This is a genomic window from Patescibacteria group bacterium (assembly GCA_038065255.1).
Lineage (GTDB): Bacteria > Patescibacteriota > Patescibacteriia > JACQRZ01 > JACQRZ01 > JBBTRI01.
The window spans coordinates 1-16369 of record JBBTRI010000017.1 but is presented as its reverse complement, the minus strand read 5'-3'; the positions used below and the strand labels follow the sequence as shown (position 1 = coordinate 16369).

At 44.6% G+C, this 16369-nt stretch carries 18 protein-coding genes, 2 tRNA genes and 1 pseudogene; 10 read left to right on the top strand and 11 right to left on the bottom strand.

The window, feature by feature from the left end; translation table 11 throughout:
* The first annotated feature begins 188 nt into the window (after nt 1-188).
* On the top strand, nt 189-1010 hold the full coding sequence (locus tag AAB400_04105; protein ID MEK7649063.1) for a zinc metalloprotease HtpX: 822 nt from the start codon (nt 189-191) through the stop codon (nt 1008-1010).
* 9 nt (nt 1011-1019) lie between these two features.
* Here AAB400_04105 and AAB400_04100 read toward each other — a convergent pair whose 3' ends face one another.
* The 6 genes and pseudogenes from AAB400_04100 to rpsO form a co-directional block, all read right to left on the bottom strand.
* On the bottom strand, nt 1020-1361 hold the full coding sequence (locus AAB400_04100; protein MEK7649062.1) for a hypothetical protein: 342 nt from the start codon (nt 1359-1361) through the stop codon (nt 1020-1022).
* An 11-nt stretch (nt 1362-1372) separates the two neighbouring features.
* The gene (locus AAB400_04095) at nt 1373-1534 is read right to left on the bottom strand and encodes a hypothetical protein (GenBank protein ID MEK7649061.1); all 162 of its coding nucleotides are present in this window, start codon (nt 1532-1534) and stop codon (nt 1373-1375) included.
* A gap of 133 nt (nt 1535-1667) precedes the next feature.
* A complete protein-coding gene (locus tag AAB400_04090; protein ID MEK7649060.1) occupies nt 1668-2033 on the bottom strand; it encodes a hypothetical protein in 366 nt (121 codons plus the stop codon).
* A gap of 339 nt (nt 2034-2372) precedes the next feature.
* Nucleotides 2373-4502 (bottom strand): polyribonucleotide nucleotidyltransferase, encoded by a 2130-nt coding sequence (gene pnp / locus AAB400_04085; GenBank protein MEK7649059.1) that lies wholly within the window; start codon nt 4500-4502, stop codon nt 2373-2375.
* A gap of 152 nt (nt 4503-4654) precedes the next feature.
* Nucleotides 4655-5242: an NYN domain-containing protein gene (locus tag AAB400_04080; protein ID MEK7649058.1), complete on the bottom strand. Its 588-nt coding sequence runs from the start codon at nt 5240-5242 to the stop codon at nt 4655-4657.
* A 103-nt stretch (nt 5243-5345) separates the two neighbouring features.
* Nucleotides 5346-5606 (bottom strand): annotated as a pseudogene (gene rpsO, locus AAB400_04075) (30S ribosomal protein S15).
* Nucleotides 5607-5771: 165 nt separating this feature from the next.
* Here rpsO and xerA point away from each other — a divergent pair.
* The 5 genes from xerA to AAB400_04050 all read left to right on the top strand — a co-directional run bounded on the left by xerA (nt 5772) and on the right by AAB400_04050 (nt 7920).
* Nucleotides 5772-6707 carry a site-specific tyrosine recombinase/integron integrase gene (xerA, locus tag AAB400_04070; protein ID MEK7649057.1) on the top strand — a complete coding sequence of 312 codons (936 nt, stop codon included), beginning with the start codon at nt 5772-5774 and terminating at the stop codon, nt 6705-6707.
* A gap of 3 nt (nt 6708-6710) precedes the next feature.
* Nucleotides 6711-7352, top strand: a complete 642-nt coding sequence (locus AAB400_04065) for a class I SAM-dependent methyltransferase (GenBank protein ID MEK7649056.1) — start codon at nt 6711-6713, stop codon at nt 7350-7352.
* A 38-nt stretch (nt 7353-7390) separates the two neighbouring features.
* Nucleotides 7391-7465, top strand: a tRNA-Arg gene (locus AAB400_04060).
* A gap of 23 nt (nt 7466-7488) precedes the next feature.
* Nucleotides 7489-7842, top strand: coding sequence for a hypothetical protein (locus tag AAB400_04055; GenBank protein MEK7649055.1), 354 nt, complete (start codon nt 7489-7491; stop codon nt 7840-7842).
* 7 nt (nt 7843-7849) lie between these two features.
* Nucleotides 7850-7920 (top strand) — tRNA-His (locus tag AAB400_04050).
* A gap of 115 nt (nt 7921-8035) precedes the next feature.
* Here AAB400_04050 and AAB400_04045 read toward each other — a convergent pair.
* Nucleotides 8036-8590, bottom strand: a complete 555-nt coding sequence (locus AAB400_04045; GenBank protein MEK7649054.1) for a hypothetical protein — start codon at nt 8588-8590, stop codon at nt 8036-8038.
* Between the two features lie 111 nt (nt 8591-8701).
* Nucleotides 8702-9490 carry a cell wall hydrolase gene (locus AAB400_04040; GenBank protein MEK7649053.1) on the bottom strand — a complete coding sequence of 263 codons (789 nt, stop codon included), beginning with the start codon at nt 9488-9490 and terminating at the stop codon, nt 8702-8704.
* Nucleotides 9491-9696: 206 nt separating this feature from the next.
* Here AAB400_04040 and AAB400_04035 point away from each other — a divergent pair, with 206 nt between their 5' ends.
* Nucleotides 9697-10203: an AAA family ATPase gene (locus AAB400_04035; GenBank protein ID MEK7649052.1), complete on the top strand. Its 507-nt coding sequence runs from the start codon at nt 9697-9699 to the stop codon at nt 10201-10203.
* A gap of 139 nt (nt 10204-10342) precedes the next feature.
* Here AAB400_04035 and AAB400_04030 read toward each other — a convergent pair whose 3' ends face one another.
* The 3 genes from AAB400_04030 to AAB400_04020 form a co-directional block, all read right to left on the bottom strand.
* Entirely contained in the window at nt 10343-10921 is a 579-nt protein-coding gene (locus tag AAB400_04030) for a hypothetical protein (protein ID MEK7649051.1), read from the bottom strand.
* A 67-nt stretch (nt 10922-10988) separates the two neighbouring features.
* On the bottom strand, nt 10989-12533 hold the full coding sequence (locus tag AAB400_04025; GenBank protein ID MEK7649050.1) for a helix-turn-helix domain-containing protein: 1545 nt from the start codon (nt 12531-12533) through the stop codon (nt 10989-10991).
* A gap of 815 nt (nt 12534-13348) precedes the next feature.
* On the bottom strand, nt 13349-14551 hold the full coding sequence (locus AAB400_04020; protein MEK7649049.1) for a hypothetical protein: 1203 nt from the start codon (nt 14549-14551) through the stop codon (nt 13349-13351).
* A gap of 111 nt (nt 14552-14662) precedes the next feature.
* Here AAB400_04020 and AAB400_04015 point away from each other — a divergent pair, with 111 nt between their 5' ends.
* From AAB400_04015 to AAB400_04005, 3 genes are all read left to right on the top strand, one after another.
* A complete protein-coding gene (locus tag AAB400_04015; GenBank protein ID MEK7649048.1) occupies nt 14663-15316 on the top strand; it encodes a C39 family peptidase in 654 nt (217 codons plus the stop codon).
* A 63-nt stretch (nt 15317-15379) separates the two neighbouring features.
* Nucleotides 15380-15958 (top strand): hypothetical protein, encoded by a 579-nt coding sequence (locus AAB400_04010; GenBank protein ID MEK7649047.1) that lies wholly within the window; start codon nt 15380-15382, stop codon nt 15956-15958.
* An 89-nt stretch (nt 15959-16047) separates the two neighbouring features.
* Nucleotides 16048-16369 (top strand): hypothetical protein (locus AAB400_04005; protein MEK7649046.1); only part of this gene is annotated, 322 nt, incomplete at its 3' end.

Below are 16369 nucleotides of genomic sequence, written 5' to 3'. Positions count from 1 at the left end.
TTGTTTTATTTATAATATATTATTGAGTTGATACCTATTTGTGTTCAATTTCTGTATCAACTATTTATCCACACTTTTGCCACTTTATCCTATATCTTATCCACAGCATAATCACACCTTATTCTTGAAAAATGGTGGCTTTTTTGATAGTATTTGAATATCTTTTAGTAATCAAAAACTCATTATCTATGCGAACACTCATCTACTTAGGTCTTCTAACCGGGTTGTTCTTGGGAATTGGCTATTTGTTTGGAGGTGAACAGGGGCTTTCCCTAGCGCTTATTATTGCGCTGGTTATAAACATGGGGAGCTATTGGTTTTCGGATAAGATCGTCTTAGCTCTCTACAGAGCCAAAGAAATGAATATGGCAGAGTATCCTGCTGTATACAGAATTATTGGCAGCCTTACCCAGCAGGCAGGCCTTCCCATGCCAAAAGTCTACAAGATTGATATGCCCACCCCAAATGCCTTTGCGACAGGAAGGGATCCCGGACATGCATGCATCGGCATTACCACGGGTATCCTATCCCTCCTGACAGAGGATGAACTACGAGGCGTTCTTGCTCACGAGCTCTCACATATTAAAAATAATGATATTTTGGTTTGCACCATGGCGGCAACCCTCGCGGGAGCTATTTCCTACCTTGTACATATGATTGGGTTTGGCCTTGGACGGGATGAAGAAGGCCGGGGCAATCCACTGGTATTTCTGCTGCTTATTATTGTTACTCCCCTCCTTGCCATGCTCATTCAAATGGCGGTTTCACGCACGCGTGAATATGGAGCCGATGCAAGCGGAGCACACCTTCTTGGACATGGGCATTCCCTTGCATCCGCATTGCGCAAGCTTGGCGTAGCCTCTCAAATGCATCCGATCCAACCCACCGGTGCCCAGCAGGCAACGGCAAGCCTGTTTATCGTTAACCCCTTCAAACCTTCATTTTTAATCAATCTCTTCTCCACGCACCCCCCCATGGAAGAGCGCATCCGCCGCCTTGAACAGATGTAGAAAAGAATTTTACGCTGCTTTTTGCTGTAAGCGTGTTTGAAGCAGGGCGTAGGCTTCGAGGCGCTGTTGTTTTTTTGTTTCAAGCTGTTCGGTAAGGCCAGCAAGCATTTTTTGCTCAATTCCCATCTCAAGGGCATCCTGAAGGTAGCCTTGAGCAAGCTCTGTCATGCATTCTTGGTCGGTAAGCGACAGTTCCTGCGCTCGCTGCATGGTGAGTTCAAGTTCTGCCTCTGTTGCTTCCATCACGCGCTCTGTCACCTCACTATTCCTTTCCGATTCTTCTCGCGTGCGCTCTCGCTCCATCATCTCATTGAGTTGTTGTTCGTAGCTTCTTTCGAATGTGTCCGACATAGAGGCGGGTGTTAGAATTTAGGTTGCAATGATTGTAATAGGTGCTGTGATTTCTGCCGGTCAATTTCTGTTCCTAGTGACGCAAGAATCCGCACTTCATCCCGCTTGATGTCGGCAAGCGTTTTTTTGAAATCCTTTCGCGCCTGTCGTAATTGTCCGTGTGATATATTCATAGCTGTGCGTGGTTAGCAAGATAGTATACCACCGCTTCGCAAGTTTGTCAATGGTTTATGTGACAAAAAAAGGCCCGAGGCTTATGATCCGATAGGATCTGCTCGGGCGCGGGTGTTCATACCTGCCTTTCTTCTACTTTCCCGCCGGGGCGGGGAGAGGGACGACGTTGATGTCGGCGGGGGCGACGATCTCCAGGCGGACCGTTCCGCCCAGATCAACCTTGCCGGAGTGGCGAACATTGACGTTCGTTGCGTCCGACTTGGCGACCGTACGCCGCACCTTGGCCTGCCGGAGCAGCTTGCGCAGCTCCGTGACCTTGGCTTCGGCCTTGATCCGCCGCGACTTCTCCCGCCGCAACTGGACGATGAGGGAAACGGGTTTGCCAACCTTGTGGGTCGGCGAGGGCGCGGGGTGACTTCCGGGCTGGCATCCAGGGATTGCCAACATCCCGGCCAGGAAGATCGCCGCGACCAAGGGAGCCCGATGGGCTTTCAGCATGATTTGTCTCCTTTCGTGCTGATTCTTTACCAGTATACACTATTTACATGATTTTGTCAAGGGTCATTTGGACACTTTTAGCATAACCATACGAAAAAAGCCGGTTTTACCCGGCTTTTTCGCGACCCACACACTTGTTCTCCTTTGCTCTATGCTCCGCTAAGATGCCTTTTAAGCAGCTAGCGAAGGTTGAAGCTCTGAAATACGAACTCCGCCTAAGTGTTCGTCTGGAGGGGTTTTTGACGAGCGACGGCGAGGAATCTAAGTAATTTTCTAGCAGGAAAATTACGGCCCCGAGAGATGAATACCTAGAGCGAAGAGTTTTGTAATTTAAGAAGTTTACTTAGTATCCTCCGCTACTCTTTTCATCGAAAGGTTGATTCTCCCCTGTTCGTCGATTTGCATCACTTTTACCTTCACCTGTTGCCCGATTTTGACCACATCGGACACCTTATTCACGCGCATCGGCGCAAGTTCGGAAATATGTACCAAGCCTTCCTGGCGGGGCAGAATTTCCACAAATGCGCCAAAGTCCATAAGGCGCGTAACTTTGCCATCAAATATCTCGCCAACTTTTACTTCGCGTGTCAGGCGCTTCACCCATTCGAGCGCTCGGGCGCCGCCTTCTTCATTAGTCGACGTGATCATGACCAGACCACTTTGCTCGATATCTATCTGTACGCCCGTAGCGTCAATGATTTCATTGATTATTTTGCCCCCGGGGCCGATGACATCTCGGATCTTATCCGGATTGATCTGTAGGCTGATAATGCGGGGTGCGTATTTTGAAAGCTCCGGCCGCACCACAGGGATTGCCGCAAGCATGACATCTAAAATCTTCAATCGCGCCACATGTGCTTTAGTAAGCGTCTCCTTTACGATTGCCAAGGATAATCCATGTGTTTTGGTATCTAGCTGGATTGCGGTAATGCCGTCTTTGCTGCCGGCAACTTTGAAATCCATGCCGCCATCGCCGTCTTCCAAGTCCTGTAAATCCGTAAGTACTTTGTAATTCCCTTGTTCATCTGATGCGAGCCCCATTGCAATACCCGCAATCGGAGCTTTTATTGGCACGCCGGCATCCATGAGCGCGAGCGTTGTGCCACAGGTTGATCCCATAGAACTTGAGCCGTTTGAGCCGAGCACTTCAGACACAACACGAATGGTGTAGGGAAATTCTTCTTTTGAGGGAAGCACTGATTGAAGCGCTTTTTCCGCCAATGCGCCATGACCGACATCGCGCCTCGAAGGACCGCGCATCGGCTTAACTTCACCAACAGAGTACGGAGGGAAGTTATAATGATGCATAAAGCGCTTCTTGCCCACCTCTTCCATGCCATCAAGTGTCTGCTCATCTCCGGGCGAACCGAGTGTAGCGATAGAAAGCACTTGTGTCTCACCGCGCGAAAACAATCCTGATCCATGCGTACGCGGGAGTACGGCAACTTCTGCAGCCAAGGGACGAATTTCATCCATCGCTCGCCCGTCAACACGCTTGTTTTCCTGTAAGATTGCTCTACTCACTTCCTGTTCCGCTTCTTCTTCGGCAATCAGCATGCACTTTTTCCGTTTCTCTTTGCCTACTTGTTCACCCTTCAGCATTTCTTCCAAATCTGCTTTGAGCTTCCCTACGGCCTCTTTGCGGCTTTTTTTTGTGACTTTTTCTTTTGTAGTAAGGTAGGCTGGGAGCTTTTCTTTCAGCCAATTGCGCACCTTCTCAATAATTTCCGGTGTAAGCATCTCTTCTTCATCGGGTTTTTTAAGCATATCTTCGACGGTTCTTTTTGGCGTACCCATTTCTTTTTGGACAGTCTCGAGAAATGCGCAAATTTTTCCAATATGCTTGAGGCCAAATTCAATCGCGCCATAGGTAACGTCTTCAGATACCTGCCGTGCACCCGCCTCAATCATAATGACTTTTTCCGATGTGCCCACAACAAGCAAGTCTAGTTCGCTTTTTGTACGTGCTTCATAACTCGGGTTGATCACCCATTCACCATTGATGGTACCTATTCGAATACCGCCTAATGGCCCTTTCCAAGGGATGTCTGAAAGCATCAAAGCGGCGATACCGCCGATCATTGCAGGAATATCGGGATCGTTTTCTTGATCAATACAGAGCACCGTCAGGATGACTTGCACATCATTTCTCATGCGGTCATCAAACAACGGCCTGATAGCGCGATCAATGAGGCGTGCAGTGAGAATTGCTTCATCAGTTGCCCTTCCTTCGCGCTTAATAAAGCGTGAGCTTTTGATCTTGCCCGCCGCATACAAACGCTCTTCGTATTCCACCATGAGGGGGAAATAATCAATGGTGTCATTGGTTTTTGAGCCAATGACGACTGTGGCCAAGACGACCGTATCGCCATAGCGACACACGACAGAACCCGACGCTTGCTGTGCGAGTTTGCCGACTTCAAGAGACAGCGTTTTGCCGCCGATCTCCATCTCAAATGTTTTTTGCATACACAAAACCTTTCCACTTGCACTAACCGTCAGATATTAGGTCTCCATCCATTCCGATGAAGAGTCTCTATGTATCCGACGACTAGGAAAGCGTTATGAAGAGTAAAGAATGAATCACGAATATTCATGATTCCTTATTTGATCTTCATCACCTAGCGACCTTCCACCATATCATACAGCGACTTGGGCTTTCGAGAAGAACTCTTGCTTGGCGCCACTCCGGATCGCTTGACATTGCCATGCGCGTGCATGAGGTATCTACTGCGATCCTTATCCAAGTCAATATAATCATCAGCTTGTTCGACAAGTTTTGCGGATGTCGTCTTGCCGAATGCCATTACTTCAACAATGCAGCCTTTGTTTTCTTTCAAATACAAAACGAGCGGAATATAGTCGCCATCGCCGGTTACCAGCACGACAACATCAAGCTTATCGGCAGACTTGATTGCATCAACCGACAGCCCGACATCCCAATCGCCCTTCTTCGTGCCATCGGGAAACACCTGCAAGTCTTTTATTTTGAGTTCAAATCCTTGTTTTTCCAACGCTTCAAAAAAACTCTGTTCTTCCGATGAGTGCGAACGTACAACATACGCAATAGCGCGTATAAGCAAGCGTGATGACGTTGCCGTCTTCAACACTTCTTGGAAATTCACGCGCGTGCCGTAAAGATTCTTTGCCGAGTGGTACATATTGCCCACATCGATGAACACTCCCACGCGCTGATCTTTATGTTTCATAAGCCAAGGGTAAGGTTGATTACGCAGCTTGCACTGCATCGCCTTGCGCAACGAGCGCTGCATCAAAAGCATCTTCTTCTTCCTTTTTGCCGAAATCCCTCACTTTCAGTCCGAGGCGTTTGACAAGGTCTTGGTACGCTGCGAGATCTTCAGAAGCAAGATAACGCAGAAGCCTTCGGCGTTCTCCTACTTTTTTCAAAAGTCCTCTGCGGGAAGAATGATCCTTGCGGTGCTCTTTGAGATGCTCCGTCAAGCGGGTGATTTCCTCGGTGAGAATTGCCACCTGCACCTGCGTTGAGCCGGTGTCGCCCGCATGCGTGGCGTATTTTTTGATAATCTTCTCCTTTACTTTTTTATCCAACATAGATGTGGACCTCCTTTGTATCGCCAATGCCCAGTAGTTCGTCGAGGAGATCGACGAAGAACCGAGTCAAGCGTTATGAATTCAATGGATTAAAGATATCATGCGATGGGTATATTGTCAAGAAAGTGAAATAAGATTACACTTCCAGTCATGCGTCGCACAACTATGCTTGCCACCACTATCAGACAATTTCTTGAATATCTCGAAGTAGAAAGAAACCGTTCTCTGAAGACGGTAGAAAATTACCAATTTTATCTTAATCGTTTTTTGGAATGGGCCGACACGCACCGCATAAAAAAAGCGAGTGATATCACTCTTGATACCATCCATGAATACCGGCTCTGGCTGAACAGGCTCCATGGCACAAAACCACTGAAAAAGAATACGCAGAATTACCACATAATTGCCATACGGTCGTTTTTGAAATATCTTTCCAAGCGCGATATTCCGGCACTCGCCCCGGAAAAAATTGAACTTGCAAAAATACCCCAGCGCACTGTGGAGTTTTTGGATGCCGACGATCTTGAACGGCTGCTCAGCGCAACAGAACGCAGCGGGGAAGCACTGATTATCAAAAAACGTGATCGAGCTATTTTAGAACTGTTGTTTAGTACTGGTATGCGCGTATCTGAGCTTGCATCGCTGAAGCGCGATAGTATCAACCTCAAACGTGACGAATTTACCATTCGAGGCAAGGGTGACAAATACCGCCTTGTATTTCTATCCTCGCGAGCGCAGGAGCATGTGAAATCATATCTTGATGTGCGGAAAGATTTGTTTGAGCCTCTTTTTATTCGGCATGATCGGGCATTCAACCCACGCCGCACTACCGAAACACAAGAACTATTTCTAACTCCCCGAAGCATCCAGCGCATCATAAAGAAATATGCGAAAGTCGCCGGCATTACAAAACAAATTTCTCCCCACACGCTGCGGCATTCGTATGCCACTGATCTTCTAATGAACGGCGCAGACATTCGCTCCGTGCAATCGCTCCTAGGCCATGCCAGCATCACCACTACACAGATCTATACCCATATCACCAACCAGCAACTTCGAGATGTGCACAAGGCCTTCCATGGCAAAGTGCGAAAGAAATAATGTATGCTTGATGAGTCAAAACAACTCTCTCCACACATTCCGGAAAAACTTAAAAAAGAAACGATTAGCCGCCTTCGGGAAATGGGCGTAACACCAAACAGCCTGCGCGGAAAAGAAGTGCTTGATATCGGCGCAGGTGATGCAAACTTCGCTCGAATCGCAAAGGCAAAGGGTATTCGTGTTACATCTCTCGAAAAATATCCTGAACACAATTTCCCTGAAGGACTTCCTGTTGATATTCCCTATGTAGTTGGAGGAGCCGAAGAGATGCCATTTGAAAATGAGAGTTTTGATACGATTATATCACTTGCCGGACCGCCTTCTTCAGTAGAGCATATTGCAGATATCGAACGCATTCTTAAGGAAGCGCTTCGCGTTTTAAAACCCGGAGGAGAGTTCCGCTTCACTATTCATCCCGGCATATTTCTTTCTGCGCTATGGAATGATGATCCGCCTGTTACCCCTGAAGAATTCAAGCGATTTTCTCCGATGCAAGTATCTGCACGATCACAGGCAAAAGCAGAAAAATATTATTCAGAATTTTTACCAAAACTTTTAGATACATACCATGTGAAACGAAAAGATTTAATTGATGACTATAATCCAAAACGTAAATGGCAATTATGCATTTTGAAAAGGAAATAATTGCGTTTCTTTCTTATTATGATACGTTAAACCGTAATGCCCCCGTAGTTTAATGGACAAAACACCTCCCTTCTAAGGAGAAAATTCAGGTTCGATTCCTGGCGGGGGTACCAGTACGACATAATCTTCATTTTTTATGCAAACATTTTTTCTCGCATTCATCGCGATAACGAGCGGCGCGGTAGGCAATCTCTTAATCAAACTATCATCAAAGGACATTCCTCAAACGCTTACCATGGAAACATTTGGCAAAATGTTCACATCGCCCATGCTTCTGATCGGCATATTCTTTCTTGTGGGAAGTTTCCCTGTCTATGCGCTTGTACTCCAGCGCTTGCCGATAAGTTTTGGATTCCCCCTCGTTCAAAATCTTGCATTTGTCACGCTGCTTATCTTGTCTTTCTTTTTTCTTAAAGAACAATTGACATTCATCAATGTAATTGGTATTCTTCTTCTCGTCGTCGGTCTGTTTCTGGCAGCCGCAAAATAATAGTATGGTGGCCATAGTTTAGTGGTAAAACTGCGGTTTGTGGTACCGCTGTCACGGGTTCAATTCCCGTTGGCCACCTTTGCCTCCGAACATACATTCGAAGACAAAGGAAAAAGCATCTCCCGAAAGGGAGGTGTTTTTGTTTTCTAGCTCAAAGGTCAATGAGTGCTTCCGATTCAGTATAGTACTATGATTATTCGGGGATTGTGTTGTTCTTTTCGTAATACGCCTCACTCGCCTTTTGTGAGTTTACCACTTCTGTTGTGTATGTTTTATCCGGCATCCAAAATTTTGAGTGCTCTGCAGTATATTTGGAATCCTTAAAAAATACGAGCGCGTCTCCAATACGTATGTCCTTGAAGGCACGAACTCCTGTACCTCCGTTATGGAATACACGAATTATTTCAGCGTTCAGCCATTCATAGCCGGATAATCTTGAATCATCAACTAGAAGTGATTGTTCTTCTTTTGTCGCGGGATCAAAAATCTTCAACGCCCAATACCGATCATAATCCTCTCCATATTCCTTAAATACATCTTGGACAAACGCGACATATCTCTTGTCTGGAGAGAAGGTGAAATGCGATCGCTCATCACTTGAGTCTTCATTACTTGTGATGGGGGGCGGATATTCGGTTTCTTTCTTCAGTTGAATAAGCAATTCATCTATGACGGCTTTTTGTGTTCGTAACTGAATTACAAAAAACACACCCGCGCCAATGAAAAGAAGCCAAGAGATAATAAGCACAGTTTTGTATATATGGTTTCTACAGGCCATACGCTAGTTTTGACTCCAATAAAAAGAAGTGTCGTCGATTTTCTTAAGGAAATTTCCCTTTGGTACTACATGTGTTAGAAATCAAACGCAAGAAATCCCACGACCATGGAAATGAGTCGCGGTCGAAGGATTTGCAATGTTTCCGGAAAGAAGGCCGCGTGCCATTTCGTATGATTCCTCCCACGCGGTCTTTCTTGCTTTGCCTGCACCTGTGAGAGGGTCTGTGATCTTTTTGAAATTACGATCAGTTTTTTTAAAAGGATCATACTGCCCCCTCTGAAGAACGACGTCCTGAATAGTATTCGGCCATGCTTTGGCCCTGACTCGATTGAGCACGGAGCCGCCGATCCATATTTTTGCTTCACGCGACTGATCCTCCGCTTCACCAAAAATAAGCCGTGCTAAAATAATGTCTTCGGGATCATCGTGGAAATCGCCAGTCCAACGAAGGTTTATTGCTGATGAGATGCGTTTTTTGATTGCGCGCGCAACGCTCGCCGCAATGATTAGTTCAAAGCGCGCGGTTGATTTGGTCAGATATGCGCGGAATTCCTTAACATCCACATGATGAACCGACATTTGCGGAAACGATACGTTTGGATCTATTTTTATCGTGGCTTTAATATTTCCTTTGTCCGAAAAAAGAATATCGCGTTCAGTCACGCGAATCGTTACGGGAATCATGACAATCTTTTTGTCAACGGTTGTTGTGCCGATCTGAAGATTGGTCTTTATATGTTCACTTTTTTTCAATTTCGTAGCAAATTGAGTCGTGCTGCCAAGCACCTCGATTTCAATCCCAATATCATCGCCTATCGATTTTCCCGAATATGTGATACTTGTAAGTTTTAAAATAATTATTTTTGGCATACAAAGCTTTTGCGTAATTCCTTCTTGAATCAATTATAACATAGCTGATAAATAAAACGCTTCACAAGATACTATGGTGGCAATTGCAGGCTCCGGTAGCGGCTCCGATTCCAACTAAAGTGCACTATCCGCAATGCCGCCACATGTAAACATTTTCTGAAAAGAAGGTGTTTTTGTTTATGGAGAAATTACGTATAATAGAATGTATGAAAAAAATACTTATCATCGGAATAAGCGGTTCTGGCAAAAGCACGCTCGCTCAAAAACTCAGCGATCACTTGCATATTCCCGTGATTCACTTAGATCAACTTTTTTGGAAACCAGGGTGGATTAAGGAAGAAAAAGAAGTTTTTGAAAAGAAAGTGCTTGCGGCGATAGCTAGGGATCGGTGGATTATCGATGGCAATTACACCAACTCAATGGAACACTGGATACAAGATGCTGATACGATTTTTTACTTCGACTTTCCTGTCTGGCAGTGTCTGTGGAATGTCATCAAGCGAAGAATCATGTTTCACAAAAAAACACGACCCGATGCAGCAAATGGATGCGACGAAGTCCTTGATCTCGAATTTTTAAAATTTATCTGGAACTTTCCAAAGAACAATGCTCTTCGAATTGAAAGTATTCTCGCAAGACAGCCAAAAGAGAAAAAGATAGTTCGTTTTAAAAACTATATGGAGATTAAGTTATTTTTGAAAAACATGACGTAGATTGAAGATCTGGAATATTAATCATACTACTAGCTCTTCACTCAAATGCAGGTCCAACATCCTCCATGATGGCACACCACAAAGACATCTCCTGAAAGGAGGTGTTTATGTTAATAAAAAGACCTCCTGAGTTGGAGGTTTAAAGCGACAAAGGTTCTTTCTTTTTATTGTCAGGGCTTCTTGGATGGACGATAAATGGTTTACTGCAGAAGCTCAGATCAGTAACTTCACCATCATCAGGATGAGAATATCCACTTACACAGAAACTGATCCATCCCGTGTCTTCAACAGGTAAGAGTCGTACTTCCAGTGATACCATTGTTTCGCGATGCGCTGCAAGCTCAATGTCCTTATAAAAAGTAAATCCTCCCTGCCGATAATCAACAACTTCCTGTGTGAAATTATTCACCACAAGAGCTCCGCGACTCATCGACCATTCAGGTATGGGGTCATAAGGAATTCGAAGAGATGAATCATCTTGAAAAAGGCTGCGCTTCGAAAATCTCAGTGAAAAGAGTGATGTATCTTGATTGGAGATAATCTTAAGTCTTTTCGCTTCAAGCCAACCATCATCACCAACGACTCCTTCGGAAGGAACAAGGGGTATTTCAGTAATCACGATTTTTGCTTTCGTCCATTCTCGTATATTCAATAAGCATCCTGATAGCGCATTGGCACAAAGTACCGATACAATACTAATACGTATCGTGTTATTCATTGACAAGGTACTCGCTGTTGAGTGTATCGTTGGTATTGAAAAGGTCAAGGCTCTGTATAAGATTTTTTTATTCCGATGCAAGATCCTGAAGGGCTTTAAAATAATTCCGGTAGTACGACGCAACAGTGCTGTCGGTGATCAGAAAAACAATTTCCGGTTTTTGAAAGAGTACATGCGCCACAGTTTCTCCAAAAATCCACACAACCATCGGGCTTCCAAAATCCTCTGAAAGGTATTTAAAGTGCGCACGTGGCAGAGAAGCAAAAGGCGTTCCTCGTACAGACTCGATTGCAATCGCATGAAGACTGATCGAATGCTGTACACGCTGGCTAGTAAATTCTTCATAAAATTCCTTATGGTCCCGCAAAAGATGTCCATTTGCAGCAATAAGGTAGAGGTCTTTCTTTTCATCAATCACCTTTTGGCACAACTGCCGTATCCCATCAAAACCGTTCAGTGTCTGCGTTTTTTGATTCCATAGTTCGTTAAAATAATTCTGAAACAAATCATGCACGTCTGAGCGATCAAAACGCATCACACAGGGGTTTTTGCCGTAGATAATCAAAAGGGTTTTTTTGCCATAGAGATTTATCTGAATAGGTAGAGATTGCCCGGTTTTCATCACGCGAAATTCACTAAGCCTTCCTTCTGTGTCACCAGCACGGATACTATTCTCTCGCACAAGATCCAGAGAGTCGGCGCGAGTCAGCATGCGCACGCGAACTCCTTTTGCAACTCGTAGTGTATGATAGGCCGTAAAAAATGATGATGACATTATTTGCTGAAAAGTATCGGATGCGCCAATAACACAATACTCTTCTTCTTTTTCAAGATCGGCCAGCATCTCATAAAATGCATTGCCAATCGCTTCGACTCCATTTTCAACTACCACTTCTTGATTCCATAGATATTCAAAATACTCTCGCAGCCCTTCGGCAGCTTCTTTTGATTTGAGTGAAAATGTAACAGGTCCGCTTTTGGGAAGCACAATAGATACCACATCCCCATACATTTCAAATCGAACTGGGGATTTTACATTCGATGGCAAATATCTCGCCTGTGTTAAGGCCTGTGTATTTCTTAATGAAAGATGTTCGCTTGATGTTTTTCGATCATACAAAACTCGAAAGTTAATTTCCTTTTTTACGCGCTCTTGATGAAAGCGCTCCCATTCTTTGTTATATTCCAAACCTGAAGAAACCGGAAAAACTCCTAAAGCATATAATGTTTCTCCACTCTTTAATTCAAGCGACTGTCTACGTGCTTGTAAAATACCCTCAATACCATCATACACACGAATATTACGATGTCCGCCTGCTTCACGCTTCTTAAGTTCGTCAATAACTTCTTGTGCGATAATTCTCTGCTGATCAAGTGATTCCAGCAAATGCGAAGGGTGATTTGCTTCAAAAACAAAAATACTATTCTGTATCATTTTTGATACTAACCCTCGCTGTTCAAGCTTTTCTAATGCCTGGTACACGAGGTTCCGATGAAGTTTCGTTATTTTTATCACTTCGCCTGCTTTTAATTTTTTTTTCTCAACTAGTACGAGATACACAGTTATCTCGTTTTTTGTAAGCCCCAGAGATTCAAGATTGTTCTCAAGCATAGCTACATTATCATATTTCTTATGACACTATTATTATAGATAATTATAATACATTTAGCAATTATTAATCATACCATATCATGGCATAATGTGCATTATTAGTTATATTTATAATACTTTTTAGTATTATCACCATTGACATATACAATAAAATATGATATACTATAATCGCATGCAAAACAAAAAGAGGAGGAAGTCATGAGTTTCGCACTCGTCGGTGGATTAGCCCTCGCAATGGCAACACCGAGCATTACGGTCAGTGTGTCCCCGGGAATCAGACTGGGATCATCGGTCAAAACGAGTATCTACACGACCATCGGCACTGCCGTCCCTGTCGGTGACGGGAAAGCGCTCATCGGCGAGATTGGCGCGGCGGTGACACCGAACGGAGTAATCCTACCCGGAGCTGGGATGGGGATTGCACTCCCTATCGGCAATGGCGTAGGGGTGGCCGTGGTCGGGTCGTACTCGACCAATCTCACGCTTACGTCCCATTCTGGCGCTATCCTCGTCGCTCCGTCCGTCTCTCTCACGAAAAACGTGAGGGTAGGGATCGGGATGGGACCAACCGTCACGTTCGCGAGCGGATCAGCCGATGTCGGGCTGATCATCTCCCCCCGACTCACCATAAGTTTCTAATTAGTACCTTTTTCTCAACTGCAGTTGGAAGCCCCCTATTCTCAAAGTGAGGGGCTTTCATTTATAAAAAATAAATATCCAAGAATACCTGGGGATGGTGTATTAGAAGTTAGAACTCACTATGTCAACATCTCTCGAAAATAAAAAGACCCATCTCACCAGACGGGTCGCGCATATTACTTTGCTGCCGCAAAGATTTTTTTCATGAAGTTAAGCATTGAAGAATCACCCCTTCTTTCAAGATCCTTCCATTGCTCTGCACCCCAGAATATACCCGTTGTAACTCCTGCGTCCATCACAAATGTTAGGTCCCGCTTCACTCGATTCGGATTCATGCTTTTACTGGCTTCTTCAAGTGAAATATCTCGAAGTGATTCTCGCGCCCAGGTCTCTGCTTGGTGTTCTATGTCCCAGCTTTCAAGCCCAGACTCTGCGAGTTTCGCTCGAAACATACCAGCAGTGCCATAATCGCTTTTTGGAGTGCCGTAGGTATGCTCTACGTATCCTCCGTTATCATAGGAGATCGAGAAAAACGTAAAGCCAAGAATATTGGCGCTCTTTGCGGTTTTGATAAAATCTCCTTTGTCGCCGGAAACTGTTGCGATGATCGACCGATTGAGCTTGTCATACTTGCGAATAATCTCCGCCTGTTGCGCAAAGAATGCTTCCTGATCGCTAAAGGGCTTGCCGATACCAAACGTACTTCCGTCCGCATAGTACAGCTCATTTTCAAGCTGCCAATGCGAAATTCGTGTATCGCTTGCATACGCTTTGACAACCATCTCGATGTAAGCCAGAAGATAGCGCTTCTGCTCTTCTTCGGAAAGCTTGGCAACCCACGGTGGAATATGATACTCCGGCCAATGCGGCACCTTCCTTCCCAAGCAGAGAATGACTTTTTTGATTCCTGCTTGCGCTGCGTATCTGAGTTGCCACTCAAGATTGTAGTCAAGCTTAAGTGAGTTCGGTCCATCGTCTTGCGCCCAATTCCAGTAGAGCTCGTAGCGCAAAATCTCTGGAGCAAGCTCCTGAATGAGTGTCAGCAAGAGGCCGCGCGGATCGCATCGCCCACCTTCACACAACCACATGCTATGTGGCAGCGAATAGGTAAAACCAAGAGTCATTCCTTTCAGGCGTTCGTAGTCAAAGGGGGCTTCTGTAGGAAGCACGCTTGGCGTAGCACTTGGCACCACCGATAGCGTCGGTGACGGAGATGGAGCAAGTGTTGGTGACAGCGTCGGCTGAACAGTCTGCTGCGTGGTGCTTGGCGATACAGTCTGTAACGCAATTGGCACTGGCACCACCGCGCATGCAGAGAAGAGAAATGCGAGAGAAAGTGAGATACCTAATCGTGCAGAAAATCTATGCTTTCTTACCATGGTAGCGGTCAATGTACATGTCGAGAATACTAAAAGAACTATTCGTTAATGTCAAAAGTTTGATCCATCATACATTTACTATATCCTCCTCATCTGGTATCTTATATACTCATGAAGCACTTCATCATAACTAGTATTATTGGTTTTCTTTTTCTAATACCTTTGCACGTCAGTGCAAAGGAAATTTTTTTCCCTAACGTTCCCTTTACGTCACAGGCTCCCCTTGGCGAATGGAAGGATGCGCGGCTTCAGAATGGATGCGAGGAAGCTTCAGTTATCATGGCTCTTACCTGGGTACAGAATGAAAAACTCACACGATCAGCCGCACAAAAAGAAATTATTGCGTTAAGCGATTTCCAAAAGAAAAAATATGGTTCGTTTGTCGACACCTCTCCGCATGATACTGAAGTACGACTTATTAGAGGTTATTATACGTATTCAGCCACACAGACAAAACTTATTAAAACAATCGGGGATCTCATACATGAACTTGCCCGCGACGCCATTCTTCTTATTCAAGTCGATGGACGTATTCTCAAAAATCCCTATTACACTGGGCAGGGGCCTGAGCACCACATGCTCGTTGTAGTTGGATACGACCAGGCAACAAAAGAATTTATTACGAATGACCCCGGAACAAAACGAGGTGAGCATTTCCGTTATCCTGAAAAACGTTTTTTTAAAGCGATCAATGATTACCCAACCGGAGATCATCAGAAGCGAAAAGGTATTCAAAAACACATGATCGTCGTTTCTAAAAAATAAATCACGCAAAGTATTGACACATTTCTCATTTTTTTATACTCTTTCTTCGAAGAATGGATAAGCATGAAAAAGAAATCCATTGATCATACTGTACTTTTGAAAAGGGAACTTGCAACAATCGGCATTACCCCGCCAGAGCCTTCATTTGTGCGACTATTAAAGGAGGGGATCATACAAAAGATGAGAGAGGTATCGACAAGAACGGCGGCTACCCCTGAAATCAAAAGAGATTTTGATATCGTAAGAGACTTTCTTAAGGACGTATCCGATGAATCTTTTTGGTCGCGTATGCCTCTTCAAGAATTCTCATTACTTCACCCCAACTCACTCCATCCTACTATGGCTGGTGCGCTACAAACTGTGAGAGCGCATATTGTTGGTGTCGATATTGATATTGATCTTCTCTCGGGAAAGCATACACCAAGCGGTATACTGCGCGCTATTGAAGCATTTGTATTTGTAAAACGAAAAGGCGCCAGACTCTATATCGGATCAAGCGGAGTTGGGTATCGGTCAAGCAATTCTTTTAGTATTATGTCATCGAAAAAAGGAATTGAAAAATTCATGGAAGCACTCGATCTTCCGGAAGGGAGCTTTGAAGAAATACAGCTACCCCAAAAAAGTGTTCCGCAGAATTTGTAGAGTATAAGCCACGCGATATCGCGGGCTTTTTTTAAAAAAAGTTTCATGACATGCTTGACAAATAGCACATATGTCAATAGACTAGCGATGTGTACATTCCATATCTTGAAGCACTTTTTGATTCAAAGCTGTTTTGGGAAATCACTATTACCCTTATTTCGATCCTAGAAGTAGGCGTGGTCTTTAGTCAAGCTGTGATGGTGTGGCGTAATAAATCCGGAGAGTCGCTTTCAACTCGGTGGTTTCTATTCTTTGTAGCGCTCTGCACCTCAACGATTATCTATGGAATCGTAAAGCGCAATCCAATCTTTATTATCAATGGAGCGCTTTTTTTAAGTGTACGCTGTGCAGTACTTTTTGGATTATACAAATTTAAGGGCTTCACACGTGAAGAATGGGGTATTGCCGCCT

What these genes read in the sequence shown, in the direction of transcription:
- AAB400_04105 (MEK7649063.1), top strand. Translation starts at nt 189, where the DNA reads ATGCGAACACTCATCTACTTAGGTCTTCTAACCGGGTTGTTCTTGGGA.
- AAB400_04100 (MEK7649062.1), bottom strand. Translation starts at nt 1,361, where the DNA reads ATGTCGGACACATTCGAAAGAAGCTACGAACAACAACTCAATGAGATG.
- AAB400_04095 (MEK7649061.1), bottom strand. Translation starts at nt 1,534, where the DNA reads ATGAATATATCACACGGACAATTACGACAGGCGCGAAAGGATTTCAAA.
- AAB400_04090 (MEK7649060.1), bottom strand. Translation starts at nt 2,033, where the DNA reads ATGCTGAAAGCCCATCGGGCTCCCTTGGTCGCGGCGATCTTCCTGGCC.
- pnp (MEK7649059.1), bottom strand. Translation starts at nt 4,502, where the DNA reads ATGCAAAAAACATTTGAGATGGAGATCGGCGGCAAAACGCTGTCTCTT.
- AAB400_04080 (MEK7649058.1), bottom strand. Translation starts at nt 5,242, where the DNA reads ATGAAACATAAAGATCAGCGCGTGGGAGTGTTCATCGATGTGGGCAAT.
- xerA (MEK7649057.1), top strand. Translation starts at nt 5,772, where the DNA reads ATGCTTGCCACCACTATCAGACAATTTCTTGAATATCTCGAAGTAGAA.
- AAB400_04065 (MEK7649056.1), top strand. Translation starts at nt 6,711, where the DNA reads ATGCTTGATGAGTCAAAACAACTCTCTCCACACATTCCGGAAAAACTT.
- AAB400_04055 (MEK7649055.1), top strand. Translation starts at nt 7,489, where the DNA reads ATGCAAACATTTTTTCTCGCATTCATCGCGATAACGAGCGGCGCGGTA.
- AAB400_04040 (MEK7649053.1), bottom strand. Translation starts at nt 9,490, where the DNA reads ATGCCAAAAATAATTATTTTAAAACTTACAAGTATCACATATTCGGGA.
- AAB400_04035 (MEK7649052.1), top strand. Translation starts at nt 9,697, where the DNA reads ATGAAAAAAATACTTATCATCGGAATAAGCGGTTCTGGCAAAAGCACG.
- AAB400_04030 (MEK7649051.1), bottom strand. Translation starts at nt 10,921, where the DNA reads ATGAATAACACGATACGTATTAGTATTGTATCGGTACTTTGTGCCAAT.
- AAB400_04025 (MEK7649050.1), bottom strand. Translation starts at nt 12,533, where the DNA reads ATGCTTGAGAACAATCTTGAATCTCTGGGGCTTACAAAAAACGAGATA.
- AAB400_04020 (MEK7649049.1), bottom strand. Translation starts at nt 14,551, where the DNA reads ATGGTAAGAAAGCATAGATTTTCTGCACGATTAGGTATCTCACTTTCT.
- AAB400_04015 (MEK7649048.1), top strand. Translation starts at nt 14,663, where the DNA reads ATGAAGCACTTCATCATAACTAGTATTATTGGTTTTCTTTTTCTAATA.
- AAB400_04010 (MEK7649047.1), top strand. Translation starts at nt 15,380, where the DNA reads ATGAAAAAGAAATCCATTGATCATACTGTACTTTTGAAAAGGGAACTT.